We start from the raw sequence: 17,860 nt of genomic DNA on the forward strand, positions 1-17,860 counted from the left end.
GGTGGGTCGGTGAGTGGATGACTAGGCGGCGAGGGATTGTGCGATCGCCCCATGCTTCTCCAGCACCACCGGCAAGTCCAGCGTCAGCAATCCCTCGGGGTTGAGCACCTCTCTGCCGTGGATGAAGCTGTAGTCAACGCGATCGATCATGCAAAAAATCAGTGATGCCACCGGATCGTAGGCGGTGCCCGACAGCGCCAGGCGATCGAGATCCACAGTGATGAAGTCCGCCGCCATACCGGGGGCGAGGTAACCGATGTCGGTGCGACCCAGCACTTTAGCACCGCCGCGCGTGGCGATTTCTAACGCTTCACGGGCGGTCAGCGCACCAGCATCTTCTTCGCGCACGCGGGCCATGAGAAAGGCCTGGCGAGCCTCGGCCAGCAGGTGGCTGCCGTCGTTAGAGGCCGACCCATCCACCCCTAGGCCTACGGGCACGTTGTGGTCGAGCAGTTTGCGAATGGGGGCCATGCCGCTGGCTAGGCGCATGTTGCTACAGGGACAGTGGGCCACCCCGGTACCGGTCTGGCTAAAGCTGTGGATGGCCTTGTCGTCGAGCTTGACGCAGTGGGCGTGCCAGACATCTTCCCCCAGCCAGCCGACGGAGGCGGCGTAGTCGCCGGGGGTGAGGCCAAAGGTGTCGAGGCTGTAGGTGACATCGGAATTGTTTTCGGCCAGGTGGGTGTGCAGCCGCACGCCGGGGTACGACCGAGCCAGGGCCGCCGACTCGCGCATCAGATCCGTAGACACGCTGAAGGGGGAGCAGGGGGCCAGGGTAATGCGCACCATAGCGTAGGGGCCGTTGTCGTGGTAATGCTCGATCAGCCGCCGGGAGTCTTTGAGAATGTCGGCCTCGGCTTCCACAATCGAGTCGGGGGGCAGGCCGCCCTTGCTTTCGCCCACGCTCATGCTGCCCCGGCTAGCGTGGAACCGCAGCCCGGTTTGGGCTACCGCTTCGATTTCGTCATCAAGGGTGCTGCCGTTGGGGAAGAGGTAGAGGTGGTCGCTGGCGGTGGTGCAGCCCGAGTAGATGAGCTCGGCGGCGGCCACCTGGGCGCTGAGGCGAATTGCATCGGGGGTGAGCTTTTGCCACAGGGGATAGAGGGAGCTGAGCCAGTTAAACAGCGACGAATTTTGCGCCCCCGGCACCACCCGAGTGAGGGTCTGATAAAAGTGGTGGTGGGTGTTGACCAGGCCGGGCAGCACCAGGTGGCGATCGCCCAAATCGAGCACCCGGTCGGCCTCAGAGGGCAATTCAGTGGTTGTTCCAACCTGCTCAATCACGTGATCGCGGATGAACAGCGCCCCGCCGCGAATCTCGCGCCGCTGATCATCCATGGTGACCAGGGTGTGAATATTTTTGACCAGAAGAGTTGGCACAGTGGTTAGCCCCCGCAACGCATGATTGAAGCGGACTATAGCAGGTGTCCCTAGTTGACCAATGTTTTTACCTGGGCAAATTTAAATTTTGTGATGATGGTAGGGGTGGCGATGTCTACACCGCGTTTACCAAAGAGCGCACTGCGAGAATCTCATCTGAACGCAGCGGTGCGATCGCTGATTTGGCAACTGTAACAACATCAATAGATTCGCCCAGAGCGTTAAAGACTTCGAGAATGTAACCATCTTCGCCATCTTCAGGATCTGGAACAGTATCGATCAAGGTAGCAATATCGCCCTGCCTGAGATTGTACTCAGGGAAGTCTCTATTAAGCGAGACGCGACTATAAAGTGGAAAAAGTGGAATCTCAGTCTCTTTCATCGTTTTGGCTTTAGGGTGACGAACTGAATGATGCCGTCTTTAGCGCGTTCTATCCAAACTGTAACAACAAGCAGGGTGCCATTAGGGCCAATCAGCGGGCCTTCAACCAGATAGTATGTGCCGTACTTATCTTGGCGATCTGGAGATAGCATCGCGAGTCTGCATCAAGTTGAGAATGGCTTGTTTGAGTTGGTGAGGATTGTCTTGGGTGAATCCGACTTGGGCAAGAAATTTAGATTTGTCATCTTCTGAGCGTAGAACTAATAGGTAATCAGTAAGCTTGGCCTCGGGAATTAGAATTGTTCCTTGCAGTTTCATTGTGGCTTGACTTTCACTCAGTCAAAACTCTTGGCACCTTGTGCTCATCTAAACAATGCCATTAGGAAAGTCCGATAAACTTCTGAAACAGCTTGACCTTGTCGCCGTAGGGGGGGTAGCGCCAGTCCATATCCATCCAGAAGGGCTTTTTGAGCACACTCTTGAGGTGAGAGAAAGTGTCGAAGCTGTGCTTGCCGTGGTAGCTGCCGAGGCCGCTGCTGCCCACGCCGCCAAAGGGTAAATCCCAGATGGCAATCTGCAAAATCACGTCGTTGATGCACACCGAGCCAGCGGTGGTGCGATCGAGCACCTGGGTCTGCACCTGGCGATCGCGCGTAAACAGGTACAGAGCCAGGGGTTTGGGCCGCTGGTTGATAGCGGCGATCGCATCCCCCAAATCCCGATAGGTCAAAATCGGCAGAATCGGGCCAAAAATCTCCTCCTGCATAATTGCATCATCCCAGCCGATGCCATCGATCAGGGTGGGGGCAATGTAGCGATCGCCCCGGTCATGCCCGCCCCCAGCGAGAATGTTGCCCTGGTTCAGCAGGCCCACCAGGCGGTCGAACTGACGATCGTTGACGACCCGCGAGAGGTCAGGGCTGGTGGCGGGGTTGTCTCCATAGCAGGCTTGAATGCGCTGCTGGAGCGCTGCTACCAGCTTGTCCTTAACACGTTCATCGACTAGCAGGTAGTCGGGGGCCACGCAGGTCTGCCCCGCATTGAGAAATTTGCCCCAAACGATGCGCCGGGCCGCCACCTCCAGGTTGACATCGGCATCGACGATGCAGGGGCTTTTACCGCCCAGCTCCAGCGTCACCGGGGTGAGATGCTGGGCCGCCGCCTGCATGACGATCTTGCCCACCCGTTCACCACCAGTAAAGAAGATATGGTCAAACTTTTCGGCCAGTAGCGCTTGGGCGGCTTCTACGCCACCCTCTACCAGGGCAACGTGGGCTGGGTCGAAGGTGTCTTCTACTAGCTGGGCCAGCACTTTGGAGGTGGCCGGAGCCAGCTCCGAGGGTTTGAGCAGGGCGCAATTGCCCGCCGCGATCGCCCCCATCAGCGGCGACACAATTAGCTGAAAGGGGTAGTTCCAGGGGCCGATAATCAGCGCCACGCCCCTGGGCTCGGGCTGCACCCAGGCCGAACCGGGCAGCTGGCTCAGGGGCAGCGAAGCCTTGCGGGGCTTGACCCAGCGGCGCAGGTGCTTGATCACATAGTCGAGCTCGCTGATGACGCCGACTTCAAAGTAGCCCTCAAACTCAGGGCGACCCAGATCTTGCTTCACCGCGTCGATAATGTCGGCCTGGTACTTGAGAATTGCCCCCCGCAGCGCCTTCAGCCGATCGAGGCGAAAGTCAAGGCTGGGGGTAGCCCCGCTGGCCCAGTAGTCCCGCTGGCGGTGCAGCAGGTTGGCAAGGGAAGTTGTGGCGGCAGAGGTGGTCATAGTTAATCTCTGGAAGGGGGGCTGGTTTCGGAGCTAACTCATCTGCTTTATCCTACAAGAGAGCCACCTAAGGATTTAGACGTTGCACCATGCTGAGATCGGTTTTTCGCCTCGGGTTCGGGGTTGCTCTGGTTATGATGACTCTGCTGGGCCACGCGTACCCCAGCGCTGCTGTTTCTTTGGAGGATGGGCCTATGGGTGTTCTACCGTTTATTGGCAATTTGGCGGGCCAGCGCCCCACCACGCTAGGGGTTAAAGACGGCAAGCTGTCTCCCTGCCCCGGCACCCCCAACTGCGTGGTCAGCCAGGGCGAAGCCGATGCCGAGCATGCGATCGCCCCCTTACCCTACAGCGGCGACCCCGCCCAGGCCATGGCACTGCTAGAGGCGGTGGTCATCGCCATGCCCCGCACCGCAATTATTGAAAAAACCGATCGCTACCTCTACGCCGAGTTCACCAGCAAGCTGATGGGCTTTGTGGACGATGTGGAGTTTTACCTCGACCCGGCCACGCCCGAAATTCAGGTGCGATCGGCGTCGCGCCTCGGCAAGTCTGACCTGGGGGCCAACCGCCAGCGCATCGAGGCCATTCGCCAAGCGCTAGCTTCGGCTGCGATCGCTGAATAGAACGGACTCGTACAAATCCTGTCTCTCTACCCCCGATTCGTAGGGGCATTGCAGTGCCATGCCCCTACCAGATGTCGGTTTCGAAGCGGAGTTCGTGAGTCGGATTTGGTGTTATGTAATTTCTCGAAAAGAGCTTCCCCACAGGTGGGCAGTGCCCACCCTACAGCGGCGAGGGAAGACCGATTTAGTTTTTGAATTAGTCCTTGAAGATGGCATTCTCTAGGTGCTGAAGAGCCACTTCTAAATCGTCGTTGACGATTTGTTCGTCAAACTCGGCAGCCGCGTCAATTTCGACCAAGGCCCGCTGAAGTCGCCGGGCGATCGCCTCGTCAGCATCCTTACCCCGCAGGCGAATGCGGCTTTCTAGCTCTTCTAAGGAGGGGGGCAGCACAAATAGCTGAAGCGCGTTGGGAAAGGTTTCGCGCACCTGGCGGGCACCCTCTAGCTCAATTTCTAAAATCACCCACTGACCGGCCTCAATCTCTTTCATCACCGGGGTTTTGGGGGTGCCGTAGAGGTTGCCCGCAAACTCGGCCCACTCCAGCAGTTCCCCCTGCTCGACCATGGCGTGAAATTCGTCGCGGCTGACGAAGTAGTAGTCTTGGCCATTGACCTCGCCGGGGCGGGGCGATCGCGTGGTGGCCGACACCGACAGCTTCAGCGCCGGATAGCGGTGGCGCAGCGCCCGCAGCAGCGTCCCCTTGCCTACCCCGCTGGGGCCGGTAAACACGATCAGCCGACCCCGGCGAGGGGTACATTCGGCGGCGGTTTCTAGGCTGAGGGTCTCTGGGCTGAGGGTGTCTAGCGATGCGGGGGTGCTGACGGTCATGGTGGCGGTGGTATGGCTAAGATTTTCTATTCTAGTGAACCCAAAGGCTTTGAATAGTCTAAATTCATCGGGAATTTATACCGTCGGCAGATCAAACAGCACCGTGGTCATATAGCGCTCGGCCCAGGCGTCGCCAAAGGCTTTTTCGAGCACCCGCCGGGTTTTGTCGTTCTTTTGCTGCTGCTGGCAGTAGTGGCGCTGGCCCGCCAGAATGTGCTCTAGCTGGGCCGGGGTAGCCGGGGTGGCGATCGCCTGCTGACAGTGCAGGGCCAGGTAGGTGACAATTAAATCGACAAAGGCGGTTTCTTCGTCGGCGCTGGTGGGGCGAATAAACCGGCAGTAGGGCGAAAAAATGGTGCCCCAGCCCGGCAGGTCGCGCTCTTCGGCAAAGCTCTGGGCTGGCAGAGAGTCTAGGGCGGCAGTGTAGCCCTCGGGTAGGGCGCTACCGACGGGCGACAGGTCAATAATAGCGGCGCTGATTTGCCCTCGCCCCCCCACTAGGTCGCAGCCAAACATCGGCAGGGCGTACTCAGGCCGGGGAAACATGACGCAGTGCAGAATATCTAGGTTGTTGCCGACGCGGGCCAGCTCCAGGTGCAGCTTGCGAAACTGGGGGGTCTGGTAGCACTGGTTTTCGATAGTGAGCCGTTCGCCCTCCAGACGGCCCTCGATGTAGCCGAGGTCTTCTGGCAGGCGGTAGGGAGATAGGTCGAGATGCTGTTGCCAGGTGGCTTCAATGCGATCGGCCAGACCCCGAATCATCGGGTGCTGTTGATCGCGCAAGGAGGTTGGAGTTGGGGCTACCATAACACCCGGTAAAAATGAAGTGAATTCTCAGCATACCAGCCAGAGCCAGGATCCTAAAATTCGCTGTCGCCTGGCCCGGCTACAATTTGGTCACAGGTATCGTTAACTGTGTAAGGTGCCACCGCTGTGAAGCTGATCGACTGGATAAACCTGGTTGCCCTGGGCATTGCCCTGGTTATTGTGTGGCAGTTTCGCCAGATTGTTTTGCTCATGTTTGCGGCGGTGGTGATTACCATTGCCCTGAACAGCTTGGTGCGATTTTTCTCGCGGGTGTACGGCTGGCCGCGCGATCGCGCTGTGCTTGTGACGGCGGCCCTGGTGCTGCTGGGCAGCTTCATTCTTTTAGGGCTGGTGCTGCCCCTGTTTGTCAGCCAGTTTCAAGAGCTGCTGCTGCTCACGCCCAAGGGGTTTGAACAGCTCGGCGTTTGGTTTGATACCTTTCAGGCCAACCCGCCCGACTGGTTCCCCGACCAAGATTTGCGGGTGCTACCGGCCCTGCCCGACCTGCTGCGTCAGGCGGCGTCGATTGGCTCGACCGTCTTTGGCAACTTTTTGACGTTTTTCTCCAGCTCGGTGGCAATTTTGCTTCAGCTGCTGCTGCTGCTGGTGCTCACCCTGATGATGCTGGGCAACCCCAGGGCCTATCGTCAGCTGCTGCTGCGGCTGTTTCCGTCGAGCTACCGTCGCCGCGCCGACGAGATTTTGACCAAGTGCGAGCGATCGCTGATGTTCTGGCTGGGCGGGGTGGCGCTAAGCTCCATTTTTGTGGCTACGATCAGCTTCACCGGGCTGGTGCTGCTAGGGGTGCCCTACGCCTTTGCCCACGCGGTGCTGGCGGGGCTGTTTAACTTTGTTCCCAACCTGGGGCCGACCCTGAGCGCGGTGTTTCCGGTGTTTGTGGCGCTGTTGCAGTCGCCGGGCAAGGCCCTGGCGGTGATTGTGCTCTACGTGCTGATTCAAAACATCGAGAGCTACTGGTTTTCGCCCATGGTGATGCAGAAGCAGGTGTCGCTGCTGCCCGCCGCTACCCTGGTGTCTCAGATCTTTTTTGCCACGTTTTTGGGGCCTGTGGGTCTGGTGCTGGCTCTGCCCCTGGCGGTGGTCTGCAAAACCTGGATCGAGGAAGCCTGGATTATTGACGTACTAGATCGGGCCGGGGACGATGCGATCGAGGTCTCATCTGAGCCCGTGCTCAACCCGGCGATGGAGCGGTCAGAGGCCACCCTAGCGCCCGAGGACAGGTGAGTCAGCGTTTACTGCCCAGAGTGAGAAACCCCTAGATACTGCACAATGGCCCTATGCTAAGCGTTATTATTCCGGCCTACAACGCTGAGACCACCCTCTCGGCGCAGCTCGATGCCCTGGCCCAGCAAGAATTCTCGGGTAACTGGGAGATTGTAGTGGGCGACAACGGTTCTACCGACGGCACCCTAGATATTATTCGGCGCTACCAGCAGACCATGCCCCAGCTCAAGGTGGTCGATGCCTCGGCTCGCCGAGGGGCGGCCCACGCCCGCAATATGGCCTGCGCCCAGGCCCAGGGCGACACGCTGCTGTTTTGTGACGCTGACGATGCGGTCGCCCCCGGCTGGCTGGCGGCGATGGCCACCGCTATGGAAAAGTACGATCTGGTCTGCGGTCGGCGCGAGATGACTCAGCTCAACGATCGCAACGAGTTTGCTGCCGCGCTGACCAGCATTGAGGGCACAGGGCTGCTCTACCACCCGTTTCGGCCCTTTGGGGCGGCCAGCAACCTAGCGGTTAAGCGGGTGCATCACGAGGCGGTGGGCGGGTTTGACGGGCAGTTTTTGGCGCTGCAAGATATCGACTACTGCTGGCGCATTCAGGCTCTGGGGGTGACGCTGCACGAGGCCCCAGATGCGGTGGTGAATTTTCGCTTTCGGGGCGATGTGCGGTCTAACTTTCGGCGGCTGAAAAAGTTTGGCTACTACTCTGCCCGGCTGTACCGCAAGCACTGGGCCAATGGCTTCCCTAAGAAGATGCTGTTCAGGTGTTTTTTGGCGCTGCCGCTGGTGCCGGTGAAGTTTGTGGTGCGGGTGCGCGATCGCCCCACGCTGTTTCTCTGGTTTCTGAATATGGGCTGGGCCTTGGGCTACTGGCACGCCTGGCTCGACATGGCGAAGGAGGCGGTGGTGGCCCGGCTGAGCGGTGGTAAGACCGATCCAGAGCTATCGGCGGGCTAGGGGTGTTTTTCCCAGTTAAAAAGGGAGGGGGATGCGATCGCACCTCCCTCCCTTTTGGTTTAGACCTGAGCGAGCGACTCTAGCGCCTAGGCGTCATCTAGCGCGGCGATGCCGGGCAGCTCTTTGCCTTCGAGCAGCTCCAGGCTAGCGCCGCCGCCCGTGGAAATGTGGCTCATTTTCTCGGCCACGCCCACTTTTTCAACCGCCGCTACAGAGTCGCCGCCGCCGATGATGGTGGTGACGCCTTGGCCGGTGAGTTCGGCCAGGGTGTGGGCGATCGCCTCGGTACCCGCCGCAAACTTATCGAACTCAAACACGCCCATGGGGCCGTTCCAGATCACCGACTTGCACTGCTTCAGCGCGTCTTGGAACACTTTGATCGAGTCGGGGCCAATGTCGAGACCCATCCAGCCGTCGGGAATCGCGTCAACGCTAACGGTTTGGCTGTTGGCGTCGGGGGCAAAGTTGTCGGCCAACACCACGTCGGTGGGCAGCAGCAGGTCAACGCCCTTTTCCTTGGCCTTGGCTTCCAGAGCCTTGGCCAGCTCCAGCTTGTCTTCTTCCACTAGGGATTTACCGACGTTGAGGCCCCGGGCTTTGTAGAAGGTGAAGATCATGCCGCCGCCGATCAGCAGCTTGTCAACCTTGTCGAGCAGGGTCTCGATCACGCCGATCTTGCTAGAGACTTTGGAACCGCCGATGATTGCCGCCAGGGGCTTCTGGGGGTTTTCGATCGCCGCTTGCAGATACTGAAGCTCTTTCTCAATCAGGTAGCCCGCCACGGAGGGACTGAGGTACTTGGTCACACCCTCGGTGGAGGCGTGGGCGCGGTGGGCGGTGCCAAAGGCGTCGTTGACGTAGAGGTCGGCGTTGGCGGCCAGAGCCTTGGCGAACTCAGGGTCGTTGGCCTCTTCGCCCGCGTGGAAGCGCACGTTTTCGAGCAGGGCCACCTGGCCGTTGGACATTCCACCGATTGCCGCCGCCACCTCGTCACCGATGCAGTCGTCGCACTTGATCACGTCTTTGCCCAGCAGCTGGCCGAGGCGCTCGGCTACAGGGGTGAGGCGCATGCTCTCGACCACCTGGGCCTTGGGGCGACCAAAGTGGCTAGTGAGAATCACCTTAGCCCCCTTGCCAGTGAGGTCTTGGATGGTGGGCAGGGCGGCCCGAATGCGGGTGTCGTCGGTAATGGCACCCTGGTCGTCGAGGGGCACATTGAAGTCGGCCCGCACCAGTACCCGCTTGCCCGAAAGGTCGGCTGCCGTCAGGCTCGCCACCGATTTTTTAACCACGCTATATACCTCCTAAAAACGGTTTAAGACTCTGCATTTATTACGTTATGCAGCGTGCGGGTGGCGGTAGCCCCAACCTTGACTAAGGTAGATCTGAGGGAGCGGTGCAGCCCAGCCGCTGTGTCTGTCGTAATATTTACTTATTGCCGCCCTCATTTTACCGGAGTGTGAGTTCCCTTCGATACGCCATGTTCAAGACGGTTTTATTTCCCATCGACATGAGTTCTGAGGCGCAGCAGGCGGCGCCTAAGGTGGCAGAGCTGGTCAAAGCCCACCAGAGTCGGCTAGTTTTGCTGTCGGTTGTCGAACCGAGGGAGGAGGCGCAGCCTTCGGCCCAGTCATCGCCCGAGGCGGTGGCTAAGCTGCTGGGGCAGGCTAAGGCCTTGTTTGCAGCGCAGAGCATTGAGACCGAAGTGATTGAGCGCGAGGGGCAGCCCGCCTTTGTAATCTGCGATGTGGCCGACGAACTCAACGCCGATCTAATTGTGATGGGCTGCCGGGGCGTGGGCCTAATTGAAGACGTACAGAATGAGAGCGTCACCATGCGGGTAATCAACCTCTCGCCCTGCCCGGTGTTGATTATTCCCTAGGGGCATTGGCCCTGCAAGTTTGATCGGGAACAAGCCTCGTTAACGGGTATGTGCAAGGGTTGGGGATCCCCCCTGCCCCCTTAAAAAGGGGGGTTTGAGGCCGCTGCAAAGTTTCCCTTTTTATAGGCGCTTGCGGCTTCCCGCAGGGTGGGCGGATTTGGCTTTGCCGTTAGATGGCGGCTTCGGTGGAGGCTTTTTTGCGGGGCTGGCGATCGAAGCGTTGGCCCAGGTCTTCGACCATGGCGTCGAGACCGCTGCCGTCGCCGTGGGCTTTGGCGTGGCGGTAGACCTGAAGGGCGGCGGTAAAGGCGTCGCTGCCGACGGCGGCGAGGGTGTCGTCGAGGTCGGCCTGCAGCTGGGCGAGGGCCATGGCCAGGGGATAGATGGCTTCAAACAAATTTACGTCGCGCTGGAGTTCGGCAATGTCGAAGGAGCGGGGCAAGAAGTCGGGGTGCTGGATGGCGACATCGAGGGCTTTTTGCACAAAGGCGCGGCTTTTGTCGCCCATTTTAGGCATGGATTTTTTGACTTTGGGGGCCACGTCGAGGATGAAGGGGAGCAGGTCGCGGATGGTAGCGATCGCGCTCATAACTTCGTCGCGGGCTTGTAGAGAAAGGGTGGCGCTGATGTAGTTGCTGGCCATGGGTGGATGCCTCTTGGATGGTTTCTAAAAGGATTCCCAACCGCAAATATAGAATCTTTATAAAGATTGAATTTTTTTCTCTCATCCGTGCTCTGTCAAATGCACAAGCACAGTGGGCCGACCCTCTCACTACAGCAAAGGGGGTGATGACCCAATGTTAATGCGTCTGTAGCCTATGATAGGGAACAAATAGGGCCTCGAATAGCGATGTTGACGAATGCGCTCTCCTACCTGGATACGATGCAAACTCGTTTGGTCCAGCAGTTTCAGCCTTTGCAGATCATTCTTTTTGGCTCTCAAGCGACGGGTAAGGCTACGCCCAATAGCGATATTGACTTACTGATTGTTCTGCCTGAGGTGGCTAGCAAGCGTCACGCTGCTATTGCGATGCGGCGTAGTTTGGCCGACCTGCCGATCGGCAAAGATATTATTGTGACTACGCCTGAAGAAATTGCCCGTAGAGGCTACGTGGTTGGCACCGTGTTGCATCAGGCGATTACGGAGGGAACGGTGCTCTATGAGCAAGGCTGAGCACCATCTTGAGGCCGCTCGATGGTTACGCTATGCAGCAGAAGATTTGAGAGCAGCCGAGGCCATGTTGGCACAGTTAGCCGTTGAGCCTCGGCATATTTGCTTTTTAGCCCAGCAGGCAGCAGAAAAAAGCTTTAAGGCTGTGCTGATCTTTGAGCAGATCAAGTTTCCGTTTCGGCATGATTTGGATGAGTTGCGAAACCTGGTGCCAGAGCACTGGGCGCTCAGCGGATGCACCGTTGACCTGGCAGAACTGACGGAGTGGGCGGTGGAGGCCCGTTACCCCACCGATGATGATGACCCGATCTGGGAGGATGCCCAGCGGGCGGTGGTGCAGGCGAAGGCTTTGTATGATGTGGCCCGCAGCGATTTGCAAAGGCGAGGGCTGGGCTAAGGGGATCTCTCGATATGGGTGAGCGGTGCGGTGCGGCCTAGCGGGGGTTGGGGGAGTCGAGATCTGGGAAAGTGAGGCCCCGAAGGCACCCTACGGGGTTTGGCCCTGCACCTGGCGCAGCAGGTTTTGGGTGATGGGGTGGTTGGAGAGGAGGTTGGTTTGGCCTGCGGCAATCACGGCTTGCAAAAAGCTGATGAAGTTGCTCCAAACCGTTTGAGTATTTGGATGGTCTTGTCCTAACCGCTGAAGCAGAATCGGCAACGCTTCTAGGTAGAACGGTTCCGCCTCGCTATAGCGCCCTTGCATCTGATACAAATACGCGAGATTGTTCATGCTTTGGGCCACGTCGAGATGGTCGTCGCCAAGCAGCCGTTGGCGCAGCGTCAGCGCACCGCGGTACAGCGGTTCCGCCTCGCTATAGCGCCCTTGCGACCGATACAAATACGCGAGATTGTTCATGCTGTTGGCGACAGCGGGATGGGCCTCGCCGAGCAGCTGTTGACTCAGCGCCAGCGCCTCTTGGAAGAGCGGTTCCGCCTCGCTGTAGCACCCTTGCGACTCATATAAAGCCGCAAGATTATTCATGCTGTTGGCGACAGTGGGATGGTTATTGCCCAAAAGTCGTTGGTTTAGCATCAAGGCGTTGCGGAAGAGGGGTTCCGCCTCGCTGTAGCGCCCTTGTGACTCATACAGAGCCGCGAGACTATTCATGCTGTTGGCAACAGCGGGATGGTTGTCCCCCAAGAGCCGTTGGTTTAGCATCAAGGCGTCGCGGTAGAGGGGTTCCGCCTCGCTATAGCGCCCTTGTGAATGATATAGAGCCGCGAGATTGTTCATGCTGGCAGCAAAATAGGGATGGTCGTCGCCCAAGACCTGTTGACTCAGCGCCAGCGCCTCTTGGAAGAGTGGTTCCGCCTCGCTGTAGCGCCCCTGAGACTCGTATAGACCCGCGAGATTATTTATGCTGATGACCATATCGGGATGGCCGTCGCCAAGCAGCCGTTGGCGCAGCGTCAGCGCACTGCGGTACAGCGGTTCCGCCTCGCTATAGCGGCCTTGCGACCGATATAAATACGCGAGATTGTTCATGCTGTTGGCGACAGCGGGATGGTCGTCGCCTAACAGCCGTTTGTTTAGTATCAGGGCGTCCCGGAAGAGGAGTTCCGCCTCGCTGTAGCGCCCTTGCGACTCATATAGAGCCGCGAGATTGTTTATGCTGGCAGCGACATCGGGATGGTCGTCGCCCAACAGCCGTTGACGCAGCGTCAGCGCATCGCGGTACAACGATTCCGCCTCACCGTAACGGCCCTGTAACCGATATAGATGCGCAAAATTGTTCAGGCTCGTGGCGACATTGGGATGATCGTCGCCAAGGCGATCGCGCACCACTGCTAAACAATCTCGCCGCCACGGTTCTGCCTGCCCGTAGTCACCTTGCCCTTCATAAAACCGCCCTAACCCAATAAATGGCCAACATAACGACTCATCGTCTAGCCACCGCTGCCAAGTGGTAGCTGCTTCTGCCAGGTGGGGTATCGCTGCTGTCACTGCCAAGATCTGGGCGTGGGTAGGGGGATCAGGTATTTGCTGGGCCATCTGCACCATGGCCTGGCCGTAGCTCTGCTTCAGCGCTTCGGCTTCGGCCCACTGCTCCAGCTTGCTGCGAAAAAATTCTCGAATCAGCTGGTGCAATTGCAGTTCTACCGGGGCACCGCTGGCGCTGACTACCAACACCAAACTGCGGCTGACCAACTCTTCATCACGCAAGTCTTCTAGCTGGGGTCGTTGCCCTCGTACACTTGCTCTAGCCACTCCCAAGGGATGGGGGCTAAGGCAAACAGGCAGAGGCGATAGGCTAGCTAGTTCTTGGGTTGCGGATGTTAGGTCTTGCCAGCTTAGTTCAAAGGCAGCGGCGGCGCTTTCGTGGGTGGCAGTCATGTCTGGTTGGGCTTGGCACAGGGCTCTGGCAGCTAGACGTTTTTCGTTGAGCTGCTGCTGCTTTTTTGCCAGAGTCCACCCCGGCTTGCGAGCCAAAAAGCGGCCTACTAGCTCTAACCCCAGGGGTAAGTAACCCAGCCACTCGCAGAGGGCTTTGGCGGTATCGAGTTCTTGGTTTACCCGAGCGCTCCCAATCAACGACCTCAGTAGCTCCAGCGATGCCGCCTCGCTCAGCACATCGATTTGCACCATCTTTATAGATGTGACCAGTTGTAAACGGGTAGTTAGTAGCACCCAAAAGCGGGTCTCTTGGGGTGGCAGATAGGGCTTAATGGCAGCGTAGGCTGTGTTGCCGTCGGGGCCGCTGACATCATTTATGACCACCAGCACATCACTGTTGCCGGGCCAGTTGCGCCAGCAAAACTGCACCTGGCGGGGCAAATCAATAGCATCCGCAGGCACGTTTAGCCCCAGTTGGTCGATCGCATAGTTTACGATCTCGGTGCCAATGTCTTGCTCTTTAGCTTGCAGCCAGCAGATGCCGCTGGGGTAGGTGCCCCGATCGCGGTGGCGCAGGGCATATTGCAGGGCCAGCTCGGTTTTGCCAATGCCCCCCATGCCACGCAGGGCGGTGATCGCCAGGCAGTCGGTCTGATGTAGTTGAGTGTGAAGGTTAGCGAGATCAATTTCTCGTCCAACAAATTTTTTAGTGCCGCTGCGGGGCAGGTTGTTGGGGATAGTCACTGCGGAGACAGGCCTAGCTAGCACCGTCTCCAAACTCGCAATCAAGCGAGCCATATCGGGGTCAAAGTCTGGATCAGCCCTAGCAGTGGTGCTGTTGCGGTAGGCCAGCGCTTGCAACCCGTCGGGCAGCTCTTCGGCCTTGGGAAGCTGGGCGTTGCGAACTAGCACCGGAATGACCGGAATATCTCGGTTGAGGGCAGTTTCGATTTCTAGCCGCACCCAGTCATCGGGGCGACCGAGGCGGCGGTTGCCGTTGGCATCTAGAGCTGTGAGCCACTGGGGGCCAATTACGGCCACCATTACCTGGCAGTCTTGCAGTTTGTTGTTGATGTACTCTCGGAAGTCGATGCCCAGCGGGATAGACTGCACATCGCGAAAAATCTTCTTTGGCCCAAAGTGGTCAGCCAGCCGCTCATAGATGCGCCCGGTGATATCGGCGCTGTCGCTGATGCGGTAGGAGATAAAAATGCTGGGCATCGGTGGCAGAGCTAGCGGCAGCGGCGGTGACGGGGCAGTTTGGTCAATCTTAACCTCAGTCTTCAGCCCCAGAGGGCGCGATTCCGAGCGGTTTACTCCAAGTTTCGAGCAGTTTTCTCGGAACGCCGAGTGGTTTGCTCCAAACACCGAGCAATTTACTCGGAACGCCGAGTCTTTTTCTCGAACCGCCGAGCAGTTTTCTCGGAACACCGAGTGATTTGCTCCATCTGCCGAGTAATTTACTCGAAGCGCCGAGTGATCTGCTCGGAACGCCGAGTAAATTGCTCGAAAGGCCAGGTCTTTTTGCTGAAACGTCCTAAAACAACCCGAAGGGTGAGCACTGCCCACCATCCAAACCTGCCTCAAACAGCCAACCTTGAAGGAGCCGCCTTGCCCAGCCTACAAAGCCAGCTCTTCGCTGCCAGCAAAATCGTTGGGGATTTCATCGACCGATTGAATGCTCAAAACACTCATCAACGCTTTCCACTGCTGAGGCGTTAGCTTTGCCTCAGTTGCCCCGGCAATCCAGCGTTGATACGTCCGCAGCGGAATCCCACAGTGAACAGCGAACTCAGCCTGGGACAGATTCGTCCGCTGAATCCTGAGTTCTTCAATGGGGGAATCACTTTCCTGGGGACGCCGATCTTTTTTCATTCAACACAGATGACACGCCATATTGACGTATTGATTGTTGGCACGTCATAATGGCGTATATAAGTCGATGGTAGCATTCATCCTACCTATGGGGACGTGCCTGCTGTCGTGCCCCATTCTACCGTTACCCATCCTGTTCTTTTGCCATCTGCGATCGCGGGGGCTAGTTTTTGCTGCCTGTGGGGTCGCTGAAAAGCTGTGGCTGGGTGGTGGGCAGTGCCCACCCTACGCTTCGTTTCGCTGTTGAGGACTTTCTAAATGCTGCAAACTCAATCTTTTCTGCCGTCCTACCGACTGGGGGCGGCACAGACGCCGCTGCCCACCATTCCGTTAGTCGTGGTAACCCACCGCCGCCTGCGGCACTACTTGGTCGGCTCGCCCGACGACACCCAGCACGCCATCGATCGCCTGCACCTGCTCGGCTACCTAGAGCGCGTCAGCTGGAGCCATGCGATCGCCATTCCCGAAAACGGCTTAATTATTCGCCCCGATGGGGGCGATGTGCTGCGCTACAGCCAGCGCGATCGCCCCACCACCTAAGCTAAAACGGCACAGCAGAGTCCAGAGCGATTCGCGAAGCGATCCCTAGGGGAATCGCATCCTTCTTATGAGGATGAACAAAATGCAGCGATTGAGCGTGGAGGTGCAACCGCTGCCCTGGTTCACTCTGGCCGTAGAGGCGATCGCCCCAAATCGGCGCATTCAACCCCTGGGCCGCATGAACGCGAATCTGGTGGGTGCGCCCCGTCAGCGGGTAAAAGGCGATGCGCGTTAGCCCCCCCTCGCGGCCCAGCACCTCAAACTTGGTTTGGCTGGGCTTGCCGTGCTGCGAGTTCACCTGCTGCCGGGGTCGCTGCGTCGGGTCGCCCCACAGCGGCAGGTCAATAATCCCCGATGATTCGGCCACATCCCCCACCACGATCGCTTGGTAGGTCTTTTGCACCTGGCGCTGCTCAAACTGCTGACTGAGATGGCGGTGGGTTTCAGCATCTAGGGCCAGCAGCAGCAACCCAGAGGTGTCTTGGTCGAGGCGATGGACGGGTTGCAAAAACGCGCCCTCGGGCAGGGTCGATCGCAGGCGGGTGAGCACGCTGTCTTGGCGATCGCGGTAGCGTCCCGGCACCGACAGCAGCCCCGCAGGCTTATCCACCGCGATCAGCCACGGGTCTTGGTATAGAACGGGAATCCCCAATTCTGGTTGAAGGTCGCCCGTTGGTGGGGGCTGTAGGGGCGCAGCATGCTGCGCCCCTACGGGGATGGTTGCCGAGCCCAATACCTGGGCCGACAACCCCGACAACAAAAAACCCATGATTGGCTGGCAGCGATCGGCGCAGGCTCCATAAAACTCGCCTGGAATGCGATCGCCCTGGGCCGAGCCCCACCAAAACTCGGCCATCGCTAGGGGTTTGAGGCCGAGCTGGGCCGCCGCGCGCAGCAGCTTGGGGGCACAGCAATCGCCGGTACCCGTAGGCAGGTTGCCCTGGGCTGCTAAATCTTGAATAGCCAGGGATTCGCCCGCAAAGTTAGTGAGAGTATAGGCGGCGTGCATCTCAGCCTGGAGCTGGCGAGAAAGATTCCGCCGCTGTTGCCTAAGTATGGCGATCTGAGCATCGGCGGATTGGAGGGTGGCTTCAAGAGGGGCTAGGCGATCGCGCCACCGCTGCTTGAACTTTCGCAGCTCGGCCTTATCGCCCCGGCTCTCCTGCTCCAGAGCCGCTAGGGCATCCGTAAGCGCATCTCCAGTGAGGGTGCTGGCCAAGGTTTGACGTCGAAGGGCGCGGGCTTGTTTGCGATCGCGGTGCCGCTGGTTGAGTCGGGTGCGATCGCCCGCCAACTCCTCCTGCAATCGAGCATAGGTCTCCCGCTCGGGCAACCGCTGCAACACCAGCAGGCGGTCTTTAATTATCCCCAGCGCGTTGAGGGTGCGGGCCTCTTGCAGCGCCACCTGCGATCGCCCCGGTATCGGCGGCACCCAGCCGGGCACCTGCTCTTGCCCTTGCCACAATCCTGAAAACGCCTTGAGCACTCCGGTTTGCCCGTCTGGTGTTTGTACCACCAGAACCCCGTACATCTTGCCCTCGGTGGGGTGGGTATCGCCGAGCTGGGTCATGAGTGCTTGGGCGATCGCCCGAGCCCGAGCCGTGCGCGGGAGCCGGTAGTGCTGCCCGGTGCGGGGGCAGTAGCCCTGATAGTAGTAGTCAGCCGCTTCTGGCTCCGCCAATTTTGCCCCGTCTAACCAGTCATCGGGGGGGTGAAGCACGGTGTTAAACACGGGCAGAGAGCTGGCTAATAGATCGTAATGGGCGTATGCAACGGTTGGAGGATCCCCCCTGCCCCCCTTAAAAAGGGGGGTCTGAGTCCGCTTCAAAGTCCCCCTTTTTATAGACGCTTGCGGCTTCCCGCAGGGTAGGGGGATTTGGGGGGATCGCTAGCTTTGGCTGGTAGTCCCCCAATCTCTAGATGCGCCAGATCGTAACTGTTTTACCTGTAGCGGCATAGATCGCTCACAACACTTCCTACTATAGGCCCTTAGCTCATGTCATACGTTTTGTCTCCGCCCAGCGCAGGATCTATCTAAAAGGAGATTGGAAATCAGTTTGG

Annotated in this window: 18 protein-coding genes; 7 read left to right on the forward strand and 11 right to left on the reverse strand. The window is 58.7% G+C overall.

Annotated features, from left to right (window positions below; translation table 11 throughout):
• Positions 1 to 21: 21 nt before the first annotated feature.
• The 4 genes from VB780_RS26660 to VB780_RS26675 all read right to left on the reverse strand — a co-directional run bounded on the left by VB780_RS26660 (position 22) and on the right by VB780_RS26675 (position 3,530).
• Positions 22 to 1,380, reverse strand: a complete 1,359-nt coding sequence (locus tag VB780_RS26660; protein WP_323354224.1) for an 8-oxoguanine deaminase — start codon at positions 1,378 to 1,380, stop codon at positions 22 to 24.
• A 115-nt stretch (positions 1,381 to 1,495) separates the two neighbouring features.
• Positions 1,496 to 1,762: a DUF4926 domain-containing protein gene (locus VB780_RS26665; RefSeq protein ID WP_323354225.1), complete on the reverse strand. Its 267-nt coding sequence runs from the start codon at positions 1,760 to 1,762 to the stop codon at positions 1,496 to 1,498.
• 126 nt (positions 1,763 to 1,888) lie between these two features.
• Positions 1,889 to 2,080: a DUF6883 domain-containing protein gene (locus VB780_RS26670; protein ID WP_323354226.1), complete on the reverse strand. Its 192-nt coding sequence runs from the start codon at positions 2,078 to 2,080 to the stop codon at positions 1,889 to 1,891.
• Between the two features lie 61 nt (positions 2,081 to 2,141).
• Positions 2,142 to 3,530 (reverse strand): aldehyde dehydrogenase, encoded by a 1,389-nt coding sequence (locus VB780_RS26675; RefSeq protein WP_323354227.1) that lies wholly within the window; start codon positions 3,528 to 3,530, stop codon positions 2,142 to 2,144.
• A gap of 194 nt (positions 3,531 to 3,724) precedes the next feature.
• Between VB780_RS26675 and VB780_RS26680 the strand changes: the two genes are divergently transcribed.
• Positions 3,725 to 4,156, forward strand: coding sequence for a DUF1499 domain-containing protein (locus VB780_RS26680; RefSeq protein ID WP_323354228.1), 432 nt, complete (start codon positions 3,725 to 3,727; stop codon positions 4,154 to 4,156).
• 196 nt (positions 4,157 to 4,352) lie between these two features.
• Here the strand turns inward: VB780_RS26680 and gmk are convergent, their stop codons facing one another.
• Entirely contained in the window at positions 4,353 to 4,985 is a 633-nt protein-coding gene (gmk, locus tag VB780_RS26685) for a guanylate kinase (RefSeq protein WP_323354229.1), read from the reverse strand.
• A gap of 75 nt (positions 4,986 to 5,060) precedes the next feature.
• Positions 5,061 to 5,792 (reverse strand): phycocyanobilin:ferredoxin oxidoreductase, encoded by a 732-nt coding sequence (locus tag VB780_RS26690; RefSeq protein WP_323354230.1) that lies wholly within the window; start codon positions 5,790 to 5,792, stop codon positions 5,061 to 5,063.
• 126 nt (positions 5,793 to 5,918) lie between these two features.
• On the opposite strand from VB780_RS26690, the gene VB780_RS26695 reads away from it, so the two are divergent.
• Together VB780_RS26695 and VB780_RS26700 are read left to right on the forward strand one after the other, a co-directional pair.
• Positions 5,919 to 7,037 (forward strand): AI-2E family transporter, encoded by a 1,119-nt coding sequence (locus VB780_RS26695; RefSeq protein WP_323354231.1) that lies wholly within the window; start codon positions 5,919 to 5,921, stop codon positions 7,035 to 7,037.
• A 53-nt stretch (positions 7,038 to 7,090) separates the two neighbouring features.
• A complete protein-coding gene (locus VB780_RS26700; RefSeq protein ID WP_323354232.1) occupies positions 7,091 to 7,996 on the forward strand; it encodes a glycosyltransferase in 906 nt (301 codons plus the stop codon).
• A gap of 86 nt (positions 7,997 to 8,082) precedes the next feature.
• On the opposite strand, the gene VB780_RS26705 is transcribed toward VB780_RS26700, so the two are convergent.
• Positions 8,083 to 9,288, reverse strand: coding sequence for a phosphoglycerate kinase (locus tag VB780_RS26705; RefSeq protein ID WP_323354233.1), 1,206 nt, complete (start codon positions 9,286 to 9,288; stop codon positions 8,083 to 8,085).
• A gap of 167 nt (positions 9,289 to 9,455) precedes the next feature.
• Between VB780_RS26705 and VB780_RS26710 the strand changes: the two genes are divergently transcribed.
• Positions 9,456 to 9,878: a universal stress protein gene (locus VB780_RS26710; protein WP_416349267.1), complete on the forward strand. Its 423-nt coding sequence runs from the start codon at positions 9,456 to 9,458 to the stop codon at positions 9,876 to 9,878.
• A 169-nt stretch (positions 9,879 to 10,047) separates the two neighbouring features.
• On the opposite strand, the gene VB780_RS26715 is transcribed toward VB780_RS26710, so the two are convergent.
• Positions 10,048 to 10,521, reverse strand: a complete 474-nt coding sequence (locus VB780_RS26715) for a hypothetical protein (protein WP_323354234.1) — start codon at positions 10,519 to 10,521, stop codon at positions 10,048 to 10,050.
• Between the two features lie 240 nt (positions 10,522 to 10,761).
• Here VB780_RS26715 and VB780_RS26720 point away from each other — a divergent pair, with 240 nt between their 5' ends.
• Entirely contained in the window at positions 10,762 to 11,052 is a 291-nt protein-coding gene (locus VB780_RS26720) for a nucleotidyltransferase domain-containing protein (protein WP_323354235.1), read from the forward strand.
• Positions 11,039 to 11,446, forward strand: a complete 408-nt coding sequence (locus VB780_RS26725) for a HEPN domain-containing protein (protein ID WP_323354236.1) — start codon at positions 11,039 to 11,041, stop codon at positions 11,444 to 11,446. The genes VB780_RS26720 and VB780_RS26725 overlap by 14 nt, the downstream gene beginning before the upstream one ends.
• A gap of 90 nt (positions 11,447 to 11,536) precedes the next feature.
• Here the strand turns inward: VB780_RS26725 and VB780_RS26730 are convergent, their stop codons facing one another.
• Positions 11,537 to 14,605 (reverse strand): tetratricopeptide repeat protein, encoded by a 3,069-nt coding sequence (locus VB780_RS26730; RefSeq protein ID WP_323354237.1) that lies wholly within the window; start codon positions 14,603 to 14,605, stop codon positions 11,537 to 11,539.
• Positions 14,606 to 15,004: 399 nt separating this feature from the next.
• Positions 15,005 to 15,259 carry a helix-turn-helix transcriptional regulator gene (locus VB780_RS26735; protein ID WP_323354238.1) on the reverse strand — a complete coding sequence of 85 codons (255 nt, stop codon included), beginning with the start codon at positions 15,257 to 15,259 and terminating at the stop codon, positions 15,005 to 15,007.
• Between the two features lie 258 nt (positions 15,260 to 15,517).
• Here VB780_RS26735 and VB780_RS26740 point away from each other — a divergent pair, with 258 nt between their 5' ends.
• Positions 15,518 to 15,799, forward strand: a complete 282-nt coding sequence (locus VB780_RS26740) for a hypothetical protein (RefSeq protein ID WP_323354239.1) — start codon at positions 15,518 to 15,520, stop codon at positions 15,797 to 15,799.
• 1 nt (position 15,800) lies between these two features.
• Here VB780_RS26740 and VB780_RS26745 read toward each other — a convergent pair whose 3' ends face one another.
• Complete coding sequence (locus tag VB780_RS26745) at positions 15,801 to 17,519, reverse strand: RluA family pseudouridine synthase (RefSeq protein WP_323354240.1); 1,719 nt, start codon at positions 17,517 to 17,519, stop codon at positions 15,801 to 15,803.
• Positions 17,520 to 17,860 lie beyond the last annotated feature (341 nt).

This window comes from Leptolyngbya sp. CCNP1308, from assembly GCF_034932455.1.
In the GTDB taxonomy this organism is placed as follows: Bacteria; Cyanobacteriota; Cyanobacteriia; order Phormidesmidales; family Phormidesmidaceae; genus Nodosilinea.